The organism is Mycolicibacterium peregrinum (assembly GCF_001665625.1).
Lineage (GTDB): Bacteria > Actinomycetota > Actinomycetes > Mycobacteriales > Mycobacteriaceae > Mycobacterium > Mycobacterium peregrinum_B.
In genome coordinates, this window is the sequence record NZ_LZSY01000172.1 from 87,057 (window position 1) to 105,007 (window position 17,951).

Sequence of the window (17,951 nt, forward strand, 5' to 3'; positions counted from 1 at the left end):
ATGGCGGGCGGCACACCTAGTTTGGGTGAACTCTGCAGGACCGAGTGTCGCCGGCGGCGCAGCTCAGCCGGCGCCTATCCCAGGTGCGCCTGAAGCAACCAGGCGGCCATCGACTTCCGGTCCTTGCCCTCGTCACGGAGGTCCGTTCGGGCGAAATCGGCGAAGTTGGCAAATTCCGCCGGGACGTGCGCGTGGATGCGGGCCGGCCGCACGTCGTCGATCACCCAGTACTTGCCGACGACCTCACGCAATTCGTCCTCGCTGACCGGATTGGCCGGTCCGGAATCGCCCATCGTCCCCTTGTCGAACACCAGCACAAAGTAGGAGGCGCCGGGAGCAGCGGCCCGCACGATCGACTGCTGGTAGCCGTCCCTCAGTTCCACGGGCATGGAGTGGAACAGCGTGCTGTCGACGATCGTGCCGAAACGGCCGTCGTAACCGGTGAAGGCACTGATATCGGCTACTTCGAAGGTCGCGTTGGTGAGCCCGCGTTTGGCCGCCTCGGCCCTGGCCAACTCGATGGCGGTGGCCGACTGATCCAGCCCGACCGTGGTGAATCCGCGCTCGGCCAGGTCGAGAGCGGTGGCCGCCTCACCGCAGCCGGCGTCGAGCACCTCCCCGTGGAATTTGCCCTCGGCGATCAGGGCCGCGATCTCGGGCTGCGGTTCGCCGATGCTCCACGGCGGGCGTACCCCAGCGAACTCCGGAGCCTCACCGCGGTAAGCGGATTCGAACATTGCGTCTGACATTTCGCTTGGCGTGGTCATACGTCCGGTATATCAACCTGGTTGATATGTGTCAATATGCTTGACATGAACTCCGATAAGGGAGCCGCCCTGGAGGAGCAGCCACTCGGCTACTTGATGTATCGCGTGGTCGCGGTGCTGCAGCCACGGGTCTCCGCGCAACTGCAACCACTGGGCCTCAAACTGCCCGAGTTCGTCTGCCTGCGCATCCTGTCCATGGCCCCGGGTCAGTCCAACGCCGAGCTCGCCCGCCACACCAACGTGTCACCGCAGGCGATGAACAACGTGCTGCGCGGGCTACAAGACCGAGGGGCGGTGCGCAGGCCGGCCACCGTCGACTCCGGACGCGCACTACCCGCCGAGCTGACCGCCGAGGGCGCCGAATTGCTCGAACGCGCCGAAGCCGCCGTGTACGCCGCCGAGGAGGAGGTGCTCGATCGCCTCGACGCCGAGCAGCGACACGAGCTCAAGCGACTGTTGGCCCACGCCGTTCCCTGAACCGGAATGCCGTCTGGCGCGCCGTGTGGCGCCGCAGTCGGTAATGTCGCCAGCCGATGAAGATCGTGCTGGCCCCGGACTCGTTCAAGGAGTCGATGACCGCGTCGCAAGCGGTCGCAGCGCTGCGCGAGGGCGTCCGGTCTGCACTGCCGGAGGCCGAATGTATCGGGGTGCCGATGGCCGACGGCGGCGAAGGCACCGTCGACGCCGTCGTCGACGCGCTCGGCGGTGACCGCATCACCGAGACGGTGCAGGACCCGCTCGGCCGACCGGTCGCGGCCACCTACGGCTATGTCGCCGAGCGTCACCTGGCCGTGATCGAAATGGCCGCCGCCTCCGGCCTAGAGCTGGTGGCACCGGAGGATCGTGACATCCTGCGCGCCAGCACCTTCGGAGTCGGACAGCTCATCACCTCAGCCCTGGAGCACGGCGCGACCGAGCTGCTGATCGGCATCGGCGGTTCGGCTACCAATGACGGCGGGGCCGGCATGCTCACCGCGCTCGGCGTCGCCTTCACCGACACCGACGGTGCCGTTCTGCCACCCGGCGGCGCGGCATTGGCCCGGCTCCATCACATCGACGTCGCCGGCCTGGACCCCAGGCTCGCCGAAGTACACGTCCGGATCGCCTCCGACGTCACCGCACCGCTGCTCGGAACCGGTGGTGCCAGTGCGGTTTTCGGACCGCAGAAGGGAGCCACCCCGTCAGACGTCGCAACCCTCGAAGCCGCCCTCGCCCGCCTGGTCGAAGTGACCCAGACCGCTCTCGGCCACGCCCGGCCCGATCGCCCGGGTGCCGGGGCCGCCGGGGGCCTGGGTTTCGGGCTGATGGAATTCCTTGCCGCCGAATGCGACCCGGGTGTCGAGGTGATCGCCGAGACCGTGGGGCTGGCGCAGGCACTGATCGGAGCGGACTGGGTGTTCACCGGGGAGGGCAGCGTGGACGCCCAGACCATGCTGGGCAAGACGCCGTTCGGCGTCGCCCGGGTGGCCGCGCACACCGGCACCCAGGTGGTGATCTTCGCCGGTCGGGTGTCCCCCGACGCCGACGTCCTGCTGGCCAACGGGGTGGCACAGCTGGTCGCCATCACCGAGCCGGGCACTCCGCTGGATCAGGCCCTGCGCGACGGCCGCGCCGCGTTGACCCGCGCGGCCGCCGCGGTGTGCCGGTCCCTGTAGCGCCAGCTACAGGATCGCCGCCGCGACGATCAGCCCGAAAGCCAGATAGGACGCCGTCACGACCAGGACCTGGGGCGTGAACCGCTCGGAGGCCAGCACCATGCCGATGTCGATGCCTTTGATCGCGCCGATGAGCCGAACGGAAAACGCCTGGGCCGCAATGCCCAAGAGCCCGAACACCAGCGTCATGATGAGCCCCTGGACGAGGTCACCCGACGAGGAGTAGATGGCGAGAACGATGATGAAAGCCATCGACACCACGCCGGAGGCCGTCACAGCGGCAGCATTCGGGCGGCCCGCTCGTACCAAGGTCCGCAATGGCCCGGGTGTGGTCCAGTCGATCACGTAGAAACCCAGGACCATCAGTGCCACACCGACAATCGTGTACAACACGATCGCCGAGACGCCGTGGCCGAGAACCGACCAGTAATCGGAGTCGAGCGCAACCAGAGTGGTTGTCATAGGTATTCCTTCCGGGTCACTGCGGGATGCGGTGTGGCACAAAGGCAGCGCCGTTGTCGGTGACGAGACCCGAGGTCTCGCGGATCCCGAGTCCGGCAGATTCGTCGCCGACTATCCACGCCCCCAACGCGGGGCGCATGTCGTCGAACTGCGGTAGCGGATCGAGCAACTGGTACACGTAGCCCTCTTCGCCGTAGACACCGCCGGTCTCGGTCTCGAAGCCTGCGCCGACGATGGTGATGTTGGCGCCCTCGCGACCCAGCTTCGGTTTGCGAACGTAGTCGGTGAGCTCGTGCGGGTCATCGACGTAAGCGGGCAACAGATTCGGATGCCCCGGATACATCTCCCACAGCACGGCCAGGATCGCCTTGTTGCTCAGCAGCGTCTTCCACAGCGGTTCCACCCACATGGTGGCCGGCAACGATTGGACGGCCCGACGGCCGAAATCGTCGTCGAGCATCCACTCCCACGGGTAGAGCTTGAAGATCGACGACATCGGAGCTTCCTCCAGGTCGACGAACCGGTCGAGGTCGCGGTCGAACCCGATGTCCTCGATGGCCAGGCCCACGGTGTGCAGGCCGGCTTCCGCTGCGCACTCCTGGAGGTAGGCCACGGTGACGTGATCCTCACCGGTGTGCTCGGCACCCGACCAGGTGAAGTAGGTCTCGGCGCCCGGGAGGCGGTCACGGACCTCAGCCCAGCGGGCAACCAGCTTCTCGTGCAACGAGTTCCACTGATCGTCGGCCGGGTAGACGTCGGTCTTCCAGTGCCACTGCAGGATCGCCGCCTCCAACAGTGTGGTAGGCGTATCGGCGTTGTATTCCAGCAGAACCGGCGGCCGACGACCGTCGTAGCGCAGGTCGAATCTGCCGTAGAGGTGCGGGTCGCTGCGCCGCCACGACTTCTCGATGTGCTCCCAGCTCCATTCGGGAAGCCCGAAGTCGCGGTAGCGCCCGGTCAGCACGACGTGCTCAACGGCCTCCAGACACATCGAGTGCAGCACTTCGACCGAGGCCTCGATCGACAACACCTCGTCCATGTCGAAGACGTAGTGCACCGACTCGTCCCAGTACGGGCGGTCGGCGCCGGTCGCGTCGCGTGCCGGAGTGCCATAACACATGCCTTGGTCGGCGACGATCTGTTCCCAGCCTGGTCGCGGGGAACTGCGTTGGCGGTGCATTCAGCTCCCCGAACTCTTGCCGTAGCTCGACGACGAGCCGAAACCGCCGCGCGAGATCGACGTCCCCGACTTGGTCTTGGCCGTGGTGCCCTTGGGCTGTTCGATGGTCCCGCCCCGGGCAATGGTGCCGACGCCGCTGTTGTTGCCGCCGTAGTAGTACCGGTATGGCGAGCCGAGGTAGATGAAGGTGCCCCCGGAGCCGCTGTGGCCGCTGGAGCAATACGAGTCGGGCACCACCTCGTTGGTCCCGTCCTTGACGCACGAGGCCGCGATTTCCTCTTTGTGCAACAAGTGGTAGCCCAGCGCGATGACTCCGACCACACCGACCACGGCCACCGAGCCCATCAGGATCTTCTTGCCGGTGGCGGCACGCTGTTCGCGCGTCTCCTCCTGCTGCCTGGCCCACGCCTCGGCGGCCTCGCGCTCCTTCTGCATCTTGTCGCGCTGCCGCGCCTCGGCCACGGTCGGAGGCCGTGGCGTGGCTGTGGCCGGATCCTGCCAACGAATCGATCCCTCGCCGGCCTGGTTCCACTGCTCGTCTGGCCCAGACGTCATTCACACCCCCGCAAACTCTGACACCTGACGGTCATCATAAGAGCACATCGCCACCCCTGAGCGCAGCACCTGAGCAAAACCCGGGTGTGGAGGCGGGAGCGCGTCTCAGATCTGGCTCCGGTCGCGTAAAAACGGTCTACTTCACTGCTTTTCGTGCCCGCTTCCGCGGAGCTGCGGGAACCGGATCCTGGATACGCGGCCAGGGCCTGGCCTCCTCCAGCTCGTACGCCAGCTCCAGCAGCAGCGCTTCGCGGCCACGGGTCGCCGACAGCATCATGCCCACCGGAAGGCCGGTTTTCGTCTGGGCCAGCGGCAGCGAGATGGCCGGGTCCCCGGTGGCGTTCTGCAGCGGTGTGAACGCCACCCAACCCAGCAGCCGGTCGATGATCTGCTGGTAGTCCGCCGTGGGATCGAGCCGGCCGATTTCCAGGGTGGGCTCGGCCAGGGTGGGCATGAGCACCGCGTCATAGCTGTTGGACAGCCGCTCGGTGATCCGCCGCGACCGGGCCAGGTGGGCGATCGCCGCCGGGACCCGATACAGGTTGCGCGATGCGTGTCGTTCCAGGCCCAACGTGAGATTGTCGAGCTTGTCGCGGTCGAAGCTCGGGCCGAAGGATCGCTTCCCACCGCGTACCAACGCATAGGCCAGGAACGACCAGTACAGCAGGAAATCATCCTTGAACCGGGGCTGGACCGGATTGCCGATCACGGTGATCTGGTGCCCCAGCTCCTCGAGCAGCGCTGCGGTCTTGTGGGTCAGCTCGGTCATCTCCGGGCCGGCATCGTGCACGACGGACTGAGTGCACACCGCGATGCGCAGACGCTGTTTGCCCGGGCGGCTGACATCGCCGATCGGTGGCAGTTTGGGGTTGCGGTAGACGCGTTCCATCTCCCGGTACAGCGCTGCGGTATCACGCACCGACCGGGTGAGCACGCCGTCGGCCACGATCCGCAACGGCATCATCCGCAGATCGTGATCCTGCGGCAGCCGACCCCGGGTTGGCTTGAGACCGACGAGCCCGTTGCAGGCCGCCGGGATCCGGATCGATCCGCCGCCGTCGTTGGCGTGCGCGATGGGTACGACTCCGGCCGCGACGAAGGCACCCGAACCCGACGAGGACGCGCCGGCGGTATAGAGCGGGTTCCATGGATTGCGCACCGGGCCGAGCCGAGGGTGCTCGCACGCCGCGCTGAAACCGAATTCCGAGAGCCGGGTCTTTCCCAGCGGTACGAGGCCGGTGGCGAGGTAGGCGCGGGCGAAGTCGCCGTGCGACGTTTCGGCGCGGGGTTCCCACGCGTCGGTGCCGCGCATCGTCGGCATGCCCTCGACCGCGGAGTTGTCCTTGACGAAGGTCGGGACGCCGTCGAAGTACCCGCCGTAGGGGCTGGGGGCGGCGCCGCGGGCGTGGGCCCGGTCGAAGGCCTCGAATGCCAGCCCGTTGAGGGTGGGATTGACCGCCTCGACGCGCGCCACTGCCGCCTCGATCAGGTCGGCCGCCGATACCCGGCCGGCTCGCAGTTCTTCCACCAGACCGACGGCGTCGTGTTCACCGAGGGCGTCGTCGCCGAAGGCGAAGATTCGACTCATGACCAGACGGTACCAACTGGTACCGATCGGGCGGCGGGCTCTCGCCGCCCAACCGCCGCCTACTGCGTCCGGGCCACGCTCTGCAGCACAGCCAGATGCTCGTCGACGGTCCGCAGACCGGCTCCCATGGTGTTCACGGTGACGTGGGTGGCCCCGGCGTCGGCCCACGCGGCGATGTCGGCCACCACCTTGTCCGGATCGCCGGTCCAGGTCACCCGACCCTCCATGCCGATCCCGGCGGGATCTCGCCCGGCGGAGATGGCCGCACGCTCAACCCTGGCCCGGGCGTCGTCGAGTTCCAGCCCCGGCCCGACCATCGGGAACCAGCCGTCGCCGAGTCGCCCGGCCCGCTCCAGGGCGCGAGCGGAGGCAGCGCCGAACCACACCGGGATCGGACGCTGCACCGGCAGCGGCGCCAGACCCGCACCGGTCACCCGGTGGTGGCGACCTTCGAAGGTCACCGACGATTCGGTCCACAGCCGACGCATCAACTCGACCTGCTCCTCGGACCGCTTGCCACGGTTTCCGAAATCCTCGCCGAGCGCCTCGTACTCGACCGCATTCCAGCCCAGCCCGACGCCCAGGCGCATCCGCCCACCGCTGAGCAGGTCGACCTCGGCGGCCTGCTTGGCAACCAGAACGGCCTGGCGCTGCGGCAGGATGATCACCCCGGTGACCAGTTCCAACGAGGTGACTGCGGCCAGGTAGCCGAACATCACCATCGGCTCGTGAAAAGTGGTGTAGAGGTCATATGGGCCCGACCAGTCCCGGTGAACAGCCGGATCGGCGCCGACCACATGGTCGTAGGCCAGGATGTGGGTGTAGCCCAACTCTTCGACACGCTGGCCGTATGCGCGCACCGCTCCCGGATCTCCGCCGAGTTCCGTCTGCGGAAACACCACACCTACGCGCATGTCACCTCCAACACCACTCCCCAACCCATTCGTACCTGCCACACTCCCACATCGGCAAAGCCTGTTGCCCCGCCGTGAGCAACTACCCGGCACCGACCGGGTCACGAATGAACAAAACCCCGCGCTTTCCGGGATCGCCGGAATGAGCGCGGGGTTTTGCGACGGGCGGCGACGGCCGAGCCGTCAATCGGGTGTGATGTGTCGCCCGAGTCTTCTCGGTGTTAGGCCTGACCGACCTCGAACCGCACGAAGCGGGTCACGGTGACACCGGCCTCGTCGAGCAGCGCCTTGACGGTCTTCTTGTTGTCGGACACCGACGGCTGGTCCAGCAGCACGACGTCCTTGTAGTAGCCCGTGACGCGACCTTCGATGATCTTGGGCAGTGCCTGCTCGGGCTTGCCCTCTTCCTTCGCGGTCTCCTCGGCGATGCGCCGCTCGTTGGCGACGATGTCGGCGGGGACGTCCTCACGGGTGAGGTACTTGGCCTTGAGCGCGGCGATCTGCAGGGCGACCGCGTGGGCGGCCTCCTTGCCCTTCTCCGCGTCACCGGCGGTGTACTCGACCAGGACACCAACGGCCGGCGGCAGGTCCGCGGCACGCTTGTGCAGGTAGGTCTCGACCGTGCCGTCGAAGTAGGCGACCCGACGCAGCTCGAGCTTCTCGCCGATCTTGGCGGACAGGTCGGCGATGGCCTGTTCGACCGTGGTGTCGCCAACCTTGGCGGCCTTGAGGGCATCCACATCGCCGGCCTTCGCCGCAGCGGCGGCCGCCACGACCTGGTTGGCGAGCTCCTGGAATTCGGCGTTCTTGGCGACGAAGTCGGTCTCGGAGTTCAGCTCGATGAGCGCGCCGTCCTTGGCCGCGACCAGACCCTCGGCGGTGGCGCGCTCAGCGCGCTTGCCGACGTCCTTGGCGCCCTTGATACGGAGCAACTCGACGGCCTTGTCGAAATCGCCGTCCGATTCGGCCAGCGCGTTCTTGCAGTCCATCATGCCGGAGCCGGTCAGCTCCCGAAGGCGCTTGACGTCGGCGGCGGTGTAGTTAGCCATTTAAGACTTCTCCTGGAATTACGAAGCGTCAGTGGATGTTTCGGGTGCAGCAGCGGCCTCGCCTTCGGCGGTACCAGCGGTCGCACCGGCGAGCAGCTCCTGCTCCCACTCGGCGAGCGGCTCAGCAGCACCCTCGGTGTCCTGCTTCTCACCGGCACCCTGGCCGGCGCGAGCCTGCAGGCCCTCGGCAACCGCGGAGGCGACGACCTTGGTCAGCAGGGCGGCCGAACGGATGGCGTCGTCGTTGCCCGGGATCGGGTAGTTGACCTGATCGGGGTCGCAGTTGGTGTCCAGGATCGCGATGACCGGGATACCGAGCTTGATGGCCTCGTTGACCGCCAGGTGCTCCTTGTTGGTGTCGACGACCCAGATGGCCGAGGGCACCTTCTGCATGTCCCGGATACCGCCGAGGCTGCGCTCAAGCTTGTTCTTCTCACGCGTGAGCATGAGGATTTCCTTCTTGGTGCGACCCTCGAAGCCACCGGTCTGCTCCATGGCCTCGAGCTCCTTGAGGCGCTGCAGGCGCTTGTGCACGGTGGAGAAGTTGGTGAGCATGCCGCCCAGCCAGCGCTGGTTCACGTAGGGCATGCCGACGCGGGTGGCCTCTTCGGCGATGGACTCCTGCGCCTGCTTCTTGGTGCCGACGAACAGGACGGAGCCGCCGTGGGCCACCGTCTCCTTGACGAACTCGTAGGCCTTGTCGATGTAGGTCAGCGTCTGCTGCAGATCGATGATGTAGATGCCGTTGCGGTCGGTGAAGATGAACCGCTTCATCTTGGGGTTCCAGCGTCGGGTCTGATGCCCGAAGTGAGCGCCGCTGTCCAGCAGCTGCTTCATGGTCACAACAGCCATGAGCTCATTCCTTTATGTGTCGGTTGTCGCCAGGCGTCGGGTGATGCCAGGCCCTGGTGCCTGCCCGGACGCCGAACCCGATCCGGGAAATCCCAGGTCAGGACCGTCGGCATCCGTGTACGACCCCATCAAGGCGATCAATATGCGCAGACACGCGAAGTCAGCCCGCAAGCGAGCTGCGGGTAGAAGTTTACACGCTGGGCAGGGGTGCTTTTACCACGCGGCAAACGCGGGCCCATCCATCCACAGCCCCGACTTTGGGGCTTCCGGACCGCCCGGGGTTGACGCTGAACTGAAGCAGTGAGGTTTGCCGTGACGGCGCTGCTGCTCAGTATGACGTGGATCTGGCCGGCGGCCGCCCACGCCGAGACCCCCCGACTGCAGTGGCCGGTGTCCCCCCGACCGACGGTGACCAGGGGTTTCGACGCCCCCTCCCCCAACTGGAACCGCGGCCACCGCGGCGTCGACCTCGCGTCCGCGCCGGATCAACCGGTCTATGCCGCCGGCCCGGGAACTGTGGTGTTCGCCGGTGTGCTGGCCGGGCGGCCGGTGGTCTCGCTCGCCCATCCGGGTGGGCTGCGCACCAGCTACGAGCCGGTACAGGCCACGGTCCAGCCCGGACAGACCGTCACCGCCGGCCAGCTGCTCGGCACACTGCTGGCCGGTCACCCCGGTTGTGCGGCGACCGCCTGCCTGCACTGGGGCGCGATGTGGGGCGCCGCTGCCAGGGCGGACTACGTCAACCCGTTGGGGCTGCTCGCCGAGACCCCGATCCGGCTCAAGCCGGTGGGTGGGTGACCCCCCTGCATCGCGACCGTGCGTGTCTGCCGACCGCCACGCCGCCAAACATCAGCAGTTCGCGCACACTCACTCCGCACCGAGTGCGGCCTAGGGTCGAAATATGACCGTCGCGTCGCATTTCCACAGCACCCGGCCGATGCGATTCGGTCTGCACACCGCACTCCCCCGCGGTGCCGATTTCGCCGAGTTCGCGCGCACCGTCGAACGATCCGGGTTCGACGTCATGACGATCCCCGACCACCTCGCACCGACACTGGCACCGTTCAGCGGGGCGGCCACCGCCTGTGCCGTCACCTCACGCCTGCGCACCGGCACACTCGTGCTCAACAACGATCTGCGTCATCCGGTCGACACCGCACGGGAAACCGTAAGCGTGGCAGCGCTGTCGGGTGGACGGTTCGAGTTGGGCCTGGGTGCGGGCCATATGAAGGCCGAATATGACGCGGCCGGACTGAAATTCGACAACGGGGCCACCAGGGTGGACCGGTTGATCGAATCGGTCGACGTGATCCGCCCACTCCTGGCCGGTGAGCCCGTGGACGCGGACGGCGCGCACTACTGCGTGCGGGCGGACGCCGGCTCGCTGGTCGCACCGGCAGGAGTCGACGTGCCGCTGCTCATCGGTGGGAACGGCACGCGCGTGCTGCAGCTCGCCGGTCGGGTCGCCGATATCGCCGGGCTGGCGGGTTTCAGTCACAACCATGACGCCACGGAGGTCCGGCTGACTCACTTCGACGCGAAGGGCCTGCTGGACCGGATCGCTGTTGTGCACGATGCCGCCGGCGACCGGTTCGAAGCCATCGAGCTCAACGGGTTGCTGCAGTTCGTGGTCCACACCGACGACCCCGCGGCCGCGGCAGCCGAGGTGGCCGGGCCGTTGGGCGCCTCGGCGGAACTGCTGTTGGAATCGCCGTTTGCATTGTTCGGCAGCTACGAGCAGATGGCCGAGTCTCTGGCCGAGCGGCAGCGTCGGTTCGGGATCAGCTACTGGACGGCGATCGACGCATGGACGGGCCGCGAGTCGGCGCTTCCGCACCTGGCCGAAGTCATCAAGCTGCTGCGCTAACGGCCGACGACGCCCCCCAGAAACCCGGCCATCGCCTCGAGCACAGCGTCCGGACGATCGCGCTGCACCCAATGTCCGGCTCCCGCAATGATTTTGAGCTCCGCATCCGGGATCAGCTCCGCAGCCGCCCGGGCCCGCGCAACCGGCACGCCCGGATCACGGTCACCGTGGACGATCAGCGCCGGGCGGGGAAACGATGACAACCGTCCGCTGTAGTCCGTGCGCAGCCGGTTCCACCGGACCTGATCGCGCTGCCACTGCTCGAACGCCGAGAATCCCTCCGGTTGGCCCGCGGCAGCCATGACCTCGTCCATCAACGCATCGGTGACCTGCGCGGGGTCGGTGATCAGGGCCTGCATGCTGCGCACCATCGCTCGGCGGTTGGTGCCCACCCACCGCGTCACCGCTCCGAGCAGACCGGTACGCAGCGTCACCCACGTGACCAGTTGCCGCACACCGGACATCGGCCCGTCCGAGAGGCGCGGCATCAGGCCGTAACTGCCCAGCAGCATCGCACCCGTCACCCGCTGCGGCCGGTCCAGGACATGGCCGATGGTCATGCCCCCACCGAGTGACAGCCCGCCGATCGCGTAGCGCTGCAGGTCGAGTCCGTCGACGAACTCCCCCACGTAGCCGACCAAACGGTCCTGTGTCACGGGCAACCGCGCCGGCGGACTGCAGCCATAGCCGGGATGGTCGGGCGCGATCACGCGGTAGCCTGCCTCGGCCAACCGGGGGCCGATACCGCCCCAGGACAACGACGCGCTGTCCACGCCTCCACCGTGCAGCAACACGACGGTCGGCGCCGTGTGGTCGGTGGCCCAGCTGAGATAGGACACCGGCCCGCAGGGCAGATCGACGGTGGTTCGGGTCGGCTCGACAGTCAACTCCGGCACGATCTCCTCTTCAGGCTCGTGGGTGCGCCTGGTCGTGCACCGCGCGCAACCGTTCCACTGTGACGTGTGTGTAGAGCTGGGTGGTGGCCAGCGAACTGTGTCCCAACAACTCCTGTACGACGCGCAGGTCGGCACCGCCTTCCAGCAGGTGGGTGGCCGCGCTGTGGCGTAGTCCGTGGGGGCCGATGGCGGGGGCACCGTCGACCGCAGAGACGGTCTGGTGCACCACGGTTCGGGCCTGACGGGGGTCGAGGCGCTTGCCGCGCGCCCCGAGCAGGAGCGCGGGGCCGGAATCGGCAGTGACCAGCTCGGGCCGCCCGTCGGTGAGCCAGGAGGTCAACGCGACCAGTGCCGGTACCCCGAACGGGACCGTGCGCTGCTTGTTGCCCTTACCCAACACCCGCAGCACCCGGCGCGGGGTATCGATGTCATCGACGTCCAGACCGCAGAGTTCGCTGACCCGAATACCGGTGGCGTACAGCAGCTCGACGATCAACCTGTCCCGCAGTGCGAGCGGGTCACCTTCCTGCACAGCTGAATTCATCGCTTCCATGGCGTCCACTGCCTGGTCGCGGCGCAGCACCGCAGGCAGCGTGCGGTGAGCCTTGGGCACCTGCAACCGCGCGGCGGGGTCATTCGGCAACAGTCCCAGCCGTGTCGCCCAGGTGGAGAAGGTCTTGACCGAGGAGGTTCGGCGCGCCAACGTGGTCCGCGCCGTTCCGGCTGCAGCCTGGGCGGCCAACCACGAGCGCAACCTCGGCAGGGTCAGAGTCTCCAGTCCGCCGCCGGTGAAATCGAACAGCGCAGTCAGGTCACCCCGGTAGGCGCGGCGGGTGTGTGCAGACCTGCCACGTTCCAGCTCGAGATACTGGTCGAACTCGTCCAGTATCGCGTCGGTCCCGGTGCTCACCCCACCACCGTGTCAGACCGTTCCGACCGTCGCAGGCAACCGCCTGCGCGTGTCGCGGCGTTCAGTTGGTTGCCGCGAGCCGGGTCAGTCCACCCGTCGCAGGGCGTCCGGCGTGAGGTCGGCCAGCGTCGGATAACCGTCGACGCCCATGATCAGGTCGGCCTCGGCGAGCAGCGACCGCAGCACATGGACGATGCCGTCAGTGCCGCCCAAGGCCAGCCCGTAGGCATACGGACGGCCCACACCGACCGCGGTGGCGCCCAGCGCAAGCGCCTTGACGATGTCGGCGCCGTTGCGGATTCCCGAGTCGAACAGCACCGGCAGCCCGTCGGCGGCCTCGACCACACCGGGCAGGCAGTCGATCGCCGGCAGGCCACCATTGGCTTGGCGCCCACCATGATTCGAACAGTAGATACCGTCGACGCCACCGTCCTTGGCCCGCCGGACGTCGTCGGGGTGACAGATGCCCTTCAGGATCAGCGGCAGCTTGGTCAGCGACCGCAGCCACGGCAGGTCATCCCAGGTCAGCGGATTGCCGAAGAGGCTGACCCAGCGCAGCACCGTCGCTTGGGGATTCTCCTCGGGCGGCTGCTGCAGGCCGGCACGGAACACCGGGTCACTGGTGTAGTTGGCCAGACATTTGCCGCGTAACTGCGGGAAGTTCGAGGTGGACAGGTCGCGGGGGCGCCAGCCGGGCACCCAGGTGTCGAGTGTGACGACGATGCCCTTGTACCCGGCCTTCTCGGCACGCTGCACCAGACTGGCGGCCAGGTCCTTGTCGGTCGGTGTGTACAGCTGGAAAAAGCCTGGGGTGTCGCCGAATTCGGCGGCGACGTCTTCGAGTGGATCCTCGGTGAGGGTGGACACCATCAGCGGCACCCCGGTCCGCGCCGCGGCGCGGGCACCGGCCAGGTCGCCGTGACCGTCCTGCCCGCAGATGCCCAGCACCCCGATCGGCGCCATGAACAACGGGGACGGCAGTTTGAGCCCGAACACCTCGACGGACAGATCGCGCTCCCGGTGCGCGTTGAACATCCGGGGCATCAACCCCCACCTGTCGAAGGCGGTGCGGTTGACCTGCTGAGTGCGCTCGTCACCGGCACCACCGGCCACATACGACCAGATCGAGGCCGGCATGGCCGCCTGGGCCTTGGCCTCAAGTCCTGCGTAGTCCATCGGCATGGTCGGCAGTACGCCGGACAGCCCCTGGAGGTAGATCTCGAGTTGGTAATCGCCGAATGCCATGACGGCTACCTTGCCATCTGGCGTCAGCCCGCGGTGTCGGCCTCCGCTTTTGCCAGCTCGGCCTTCCATTGCCGGAACGTCTCCTCGGTGCGTCCACGACGCCAGTAGCCCGAGATCGAGGCGGCCCACTTCGCCGGGACGCCGCGCTCCTTGCGAATGTACGGGCGCAGATTGTGCATGACGGCCTGGGCCTCGCCGTGGATGAACACCTGGACCTGGCCTGGCAGCCAGGCCGCCTCTTTGACCGCGGCAATCAGTGGTGCGTTGTCTCCGGCGTGGTCGTCGCCGACCAGGTCGGCGCGCCCACCCCGGTGGATCCATGTGACCTCGACACCATCGGGAGCGGTGAGCGCGATTTCATCCCCCTGGCCGGCCACCTCGATGAAGACCTTGCCGATCGCGTTGTCGGGCAAGGCTTCCAGTGCTGCACTGATGGCGGGCAGCGCGGCTTCGTCACCAGCCAGCAGATGCCAATCAGCGGCCGGGTCGGGGGTGTAGGCCCCGCTCGGCCCCATCAGGTAAGCGGGCTGACCGGGTTGGACCGCCGCAGCCCACGGTGCGGCTACGCCCTGCTCACCGTGCACGACGAAGTCGATGGTGATCTCGCCACGCTCGGCGTCGACGTTGCGCACGGTGTAGGTGCGCACCGTCGGTCGCTGCTCGGCGGGCAATTCCTGAAAGCTGTCCAGTGTCAAAGGCTTCGGCAGCGCCGCGACATCGACACCGTCAGGGACGATGGCGATTTTGACGTAGGCATCACTGAACTCGTTGGGCGAGAACGTGTCGAAGCCATTTTCACCGTTGCCGCCCAGCACCAGCCTGACCATGTGGTCGGTCAGTTGCTCGCGGCGCACCACTTCAAAAGTGTGCACGGGACGTCCTGCCATACCGCCTCCAAAACTCGCTCGGCCGGATCTCTTTATTAGCCGACCTCATCGACTATACGGAGACAGGCCCCGCGCATGGGGTCTACCGGCGCCGGCGCAACCGCCAGCACCCGTCCTCGCTGACGACCATCCCGGCGAGCTCCAACGTCGTCAACGGCCCCAGTATCTGATGCGGCGGAAGGGCGGCGAGCATCGCGATCTCGTCCACGGTGTGGGCGCCGCGCGACGGCAGCGCGTCGTAGACCTGTTTCTCAATCGGCGAGAGCTTGTCGAGCGGCGCCACCGGATGCGGTTCCTCCGATGCGAGTTCGCCTATGCGGCCGACGAGTTCGACGATCTCCTCGGCACGGCCGACCAGATTGGCACCACCTCGGAGCAGCGCATGGCATCCCGCCGATGCCGCCGATGTCACTGGCCCTGGCACCGCGCACACCGACCGGCCCCAGCAACTTGGCCCACCCGGCTGTATTGGCCGCACCGCTGCGCAACCCGGCCTCGACGACCACCGTCGCGCCCGAGAGTGCAGCGACCAACCGGTTGCGGGTGAGAAACCGCAGCCGGCCCGGCGCCACGCCAGGCGGATACTCGCTGACCAACAGGCATTCCTGGCGGATCCGATGGAACAGTGCGCTGTGCCCGGCCGGGTACGGATTGTCGATGCCGCCGGCAACGATCGCGACGGTCATACCCTCACAGGCCAGGGCGGCGCGGTGCGCTGCTCCATCGATTCCATACGCACCACCGGACACCACCGTCACCTCGCGCTCAACCAACCCAGCGGCCAAGTCAGCGGTCACGTGCTCGCCGTACGCCGTGGCCGCGCGGGTACCGACGATCGCCGCGGCGCGCTCAGTCACCTCGTCGAGCCGGACCGGCCCGCTCGCCCACAACACCAACGGCGGATGATCATTGGAACGCTTGCGATCCTTGCCCACGCCCAGTGCGCGGAATCGCAGCAGCGGCCACTCATCGTCATCGGGGGAGATCAACCGCCCGCCCATCTTGTCGAGGATGTCCAGATCCTTGACTGCACAATCCAATTCCCGACGGGCCTCGACCCGGCTCGACAACTCCGACTCGACTTCACCGGATTTGACCCGATCGGCCGCCTCGACAGGACCCACCTGCGCGACGAAGGCCGCCAGTTCCGCGCACGGCGGCTCAGCGACCCGTGACAGATAGGCCCAGGCACGCCGGACCTCGTCGGTCATGACACACCCCCGGCCCGACGGAAGCCCAACGCCGTGGCCACGTCCTCACGCGCCGGCATGGTCCGACCGGCGAGATCGGCCAACGTCCAGGCGACCCTCAAACTCCTGTCGGCGCCGCGCATGCTGATCACCCCAAGGTCGAGTGCGGACCGCAAAGGCTCCATGGCGGCTCTGGGCAGTCGGAACTCACGCCGCAGCAGCGAACCGCCGACCTCGGCGTTGGTACCGATCCCGTACGGCTTCCACCGTTCCTGGGCGGCGAGGCGGGCCGCCGCAACACGGTCGCGCACCACGGCGCTCGACTCTCCGGCCTGCGGGGTGAATGCTCCGACGCTGACGGGATGCAACTCCACCTGCAGGTCGACGCGGTCCACCAATGGCCCGGACAGCTTGCCGCGATACCGCAGCCTGGCCTGGGCCGAACAGACACAGTCCTGCGATTTGGGCGGCGCGCACGGGCACGGATTGGCCGCCAGAACCAGTTGGAAGCGGGCTGGGTAACACGCCACCCCGTCCCGGCGGGCCAGCCGGATCTCACCGTCCTCCAACGGGGTTCGCAGCGCTTCGAGGGCACTTGAGCCCATCTCGGCGAACTCGTCGAGAAACAACACACCGCGGTGTGCCCGACTGACCGCTCCGGGGCGAGCGAACCCGCTTCCCCCTCCGACGAGCGCCGCCACGGTCGAGGTGTGGTGAGGAGCCACGAACGGCGGCCGCGTGATCAGCGGTGTATCCCCTGCCAGCAGCCCTGCCACGGAGTGAATCGCGGTCACCTCCAACGACTCCCCCGGCGACAACGGCGGCAACAAGCCTGGAAGACGCTGCGCCAACATCGTTTTACCGATGCCGGGAGGGCCGGTGAGCATCAGGTGGTGAGCACCCGCGGCGGCCACCTCCAGGGCGTAGCGGGCCTGAGCCTGACCGACCACATCGGCAAGATCAGCTGTGGGCTCGGGGGCGCACCCCGGCGCGGCCACCCGCGCCACCAGATCTCCTTTGCCGTCGAGCCAGGCCTGCAGCTGACGCAACGTGCGCACACCGCACACCTCGATCCCGTCCACCAGACTCGCCTCGGCCAGGTTGTCGACGGGCACCACCACCAGGGGCCAGCCCTCCTGCTTGGCGGCCAACACCGCCGGCAGGACGCCGTGGACCGGACGGATGCGGCCGTCGAGGGCGAGTTCGCCGAGCAGAACCGACTTTTCCAGCCGGGCCCACGCCGTCTTGGTGTGCGCCGAGAGCACCGCAGCCGCCAGCGCCACGTCATAGACCGAACCGACCTTGCGCAACGTGGCCGGGGACAACGCCAACGTCAGGCGCGACATCGGCCATTCGTTGCCACAGTTGGTGATCGCCGCCCGCACCCGATCCCGCGACTCCTGCAGGGCGGTGTCGGGCAACCCCACCAGATGCACGCCCGGCAACCCCGAGGTGATATCCGCCTCGATCTCCACGATGACGCCGTCCACCGCACGCACGGCCACCGAATAGGCTCTGCCCAAACCCATTTCAACCCACCCCCTTGAGGTGCGTCAGCTCGGGTTCTCGGCGGCGGCCGAGGCGCACCCCGATCACGTCGATGCGCAGTGCGGCGAAACGAACCTCCTGCTCGGCCAGCCACAGCGCCGCCAGCCGGCGGATGCGGCGCACCTTCTGGGCCGTCACCGCCTCGGCCAGCCCGCCGAAACCATCGCCGGTGCGGGTCTTCACCTCGACGAAGACCGCCGTGTTGGTGGCGACGTCCACGGCGATCACGTCGAGCTCGCCGTAGCGGCATCGCCAGTTGCGGGTCAGGGTGCGCAAGCCCTGTGCCGTCAGATACTCGACGGCCAGCTGTTCGCCCAGTGCGCCGATCTCGGCCCGTGTCAGAGAACTCATGCCCACACCGTGCGGACCCGGTCCGACAGCATCTG

At 67.7% G+C, this 17,951-nt stretch carries 18 protein-coding genes and 1 pseudogene; 4 read left to right on the forward strand and 15 right to left on the reverse strand.

Going from position 1 to position 17,951, the window contains the following annotated elements:
* Positions 1 to 74: 74 nt before the first annotated feature.
* Complete coding sequence (locus tag A5779_RS27720) at positions 75 to 767, reverse strand: class I SAM-dependent methyltransferase (protein WP_064886946.1); 693 nt, start codon at positions 765 to 767, stop codon at positions 75 to 77.
* A gap of 45 nt (positions 768 to 812) precedes the next feature.
* Here A5779_RS27720 and A5779_RS27725 point away from each other — a divergent pair, with 45 nt between their 5' ends.
* Complete coding sequence (locus A5779_RS27725; protein WP_413784944.1) at positions 813 to 1,244, forward strand: MarR family winged helix-turn-helix transcriptional regulator; 432 nt, start codon at positions 813 to 815, stop codon at positions 1,242 to 1,244.
* A gap of 56 nt (positions 1,245 to 1,300) precedes the next feature.
* The gene (locus A5779_RS27730) at positions 1,301 to 2,422 is read left to right on the forward strand and encodes a glycerate kinase (protein ID WP_064886948.1); all 1,122 of its coding nucleotides are present in this window, start codon (positions 1,301 to 1,303) and stop codon (positions 2,420 to 2,422) included.
* Between the two features lie 6 nt (positions 2,423 to 2,428).
* Here the strand turns inward: A5779_RS27730 and A5779_RS27735 are convergent, their stop codons facing one another.
* From A5779_RS27735 to rpsB, 7 genes are all read right to left on the reverse strand, one after another.
* The gene (locus A5779_RS27735) at positions 2,429 to 2,884 is read right to left on the reverse strand and encodes a DUF350 domain-containing protein (protein ID WP_055112942.1); all 456 of its coding nucleotides are present in this window, start codon (positions 2,882 to 2,884) and stop codon (positions 2,429 to 2,431) included.
* A gap of 16 nt (positions 2,885 to 2,900) precedes the next feature.
* A complete protein-coding gene (locus tag A5779_RS27740) occupies positions 2,901 to 4,064 on the reverse strand; it encodes a glutathionylspermidine synthase family protein (protein WP_064886949.1) in 1,164 nt (387 codons plus the stop codon).
* Complete coding sequence (locus A5779_RS27745) at positions 4,065 to 4,619, reverse strand: hypothetical protein (protein ID WP_064886950.1); 555 nt, start codon at positions 4,617 to 4,619, stop codon at positions 4,065 to 4,067.
* A gap of 136 nt (positions 4,620 to 4,755) precedes the next feature.
* Positions 4,756 to 6,207, reverse strand: a complete 1,452-nt coding sequence (locus A5779_RS27750) for an amidase (RefSeq protein ID WP_064886951.1) — start codon at positions 6,205 to 6,207, stop codon at positions 4,756 to 4,758.
* Positions 6,208 to 6,266: 59 nt separating this feature from the next.
* A complete protein-coding gene (locus A5779_RS27755) occupies positions 6,267 to 7,121 on the reverse strand; it encodes an LLM class F420-dependent oxidoreductase (RefSeq protein ID WP_064886952.1) in 855 nt (284 codons plus the stop codon).
* Between the two features lie 221 nt (positions 7,122 to 7,342).
* The gene (tsf, locus tag A5779_RS27760) at positions 7,343 to 8,170 is read right to left on the reverse strand and encodes a translation elongation factor Ts (RefSeq protein ID WP_064886953.1); all 828 of its coding nucleotides are present in this window, start codon (positions 8,168 to 8,170) and stop codon (positions 7,343 to 7,345) included.
* 18 nt (positions 8,171 to 8,188) lie between these two features.
* Positions 8,189 to 9,022, reverse strand: coding sequence for a 30S ribosomal protein S2 (rpsB, locus tag A5779_RS27765; protein WP_064886954.1), 834 nt, complete (start codon positions 9,020 to 9,022; stop codon positions 8,189 to 8,191).
* A gap of 333 nt (positions 9,023 to 9,355) precedes the next feature.
* Here rpsB and A5779_RS27770 point away from each other — a divergent pair, with 333 nt between their 5' ends.
* Together A5779_RS27770 and A5779_RS27775 are read left to right on the forward strand one after the other, a co-directional pair.
* A complete protein-coding gene (locus A5779_RS27770; RefSeq protein ID WP_064886987.1) occupies positions 9,356 to 9,820 on the forward strand; it encodes a M23 family metallopeptidase in 465 nt (154 codons plus the stop codon).
* A 103-nt stretch (positions 9,821 to 9,923) separates the two neighbouring features.
* The gene (locus tag A5779_RS27775; protein ID WP_064886955.1) at positions 9,924 to 10,889 is read left to right on the forward strand and encodes a TIGR03621 family F420-dependent LLM class oxidoreductase; all 966 of its coding nucleotides are present in this window, start codon (positions 9,924 to 9,926) and stop codon (positions 10,887 to 10,889) included.
* Here A5779_RS27775 and A5779_RS27780 read toward each other — a convergent pair.
* The 7 genes and pseudogenes from A5779_RS27780 to A5779_RS27810 form a co-directional block, all read right to left on the reverse strand.
* Entirely contained in the window at positions 10,886 to 11,785 is a 900-nt protein-coding gene (locus tag A5779_RS27780; RefSeq protein WP_081278911.1) for an alpha/beta fold hydrolase, read from the reverse strand. The genes A5779_RS27775 and A5779_RS27780 overlap by 4 nt on opposite strands.
* A 10-nt stretch (positions 11,786 to 11,795) precedes the next feature.
* A complete protein-coding gene (locus tag A5779_RS27785) occupies positions 11,796 to 12,695 on the reverse strand; it encodes a tyrosine recombinase XerC (protein WP_064886956.1) in 900 nt (299 codons plus the stop codon).
* Between the two features lie 84 nt (positions 12,696 to 12,779).
* A complete protein-coding gene (locus A5779_RS27790; RefSeq protein ID WP_064886957.1) occupies positions 12,780 to 13,940 on the reverse strand; it encodes a lactate 2-monooxygenase in 1,161 nt (386 codons plus the stop codon).
* A gap of 23 nt (positions 13,941 to 13,963) precedes the next feature.
* Positions 13,964 to 14,827 (reverse strand): siderophore-interacting protein, encoded by an 864-nt coding sequence (locus tag A5779_RS27795; protein WP_064886958.1) that lies wholly within the window; start codon positions 14,825 to 14,827, stop codon positions 13,964 to 13,966.
* Between the two features lie 82 nt (positions 14,828 to 14,909).
* Positions 14,910 to 16,038 (reverse strand): annotated as a pseudogene (dprA, locus tag A5779_RS27800) (DNA-processing protein DprA).
* Positions 16,035 to 17,546 carry a YifB family Mg chelatase-like AAA ATPase gene (locus A5779_RS27805; RefSeq protein ID WP_064867665.1) on the reverse strand — a complete coding sequence of 504 codons (1,512 nt, stop codon included), beginning with the start codon at positions 17,544 to 17,546 and terminating at the stop codon, positions 16,035 to 16,037. Before A5779_RS27805 ends, dprA begins: the two are co-directional and overlap by 4 nt.
* 1 nt (position 17,547) lies before the next feature.
* A complete protein-coding gene (locus tag A5779_RS27810; protein ID WP_061264549.1) occupies positions 17,548 to 17,916 on the reverse strand; it encodes a YraN family protein in 369 nt (122 codons plus the stop codon).
* Positions 17,917 to 17,951: the final 35 nt, after the last annotated feature.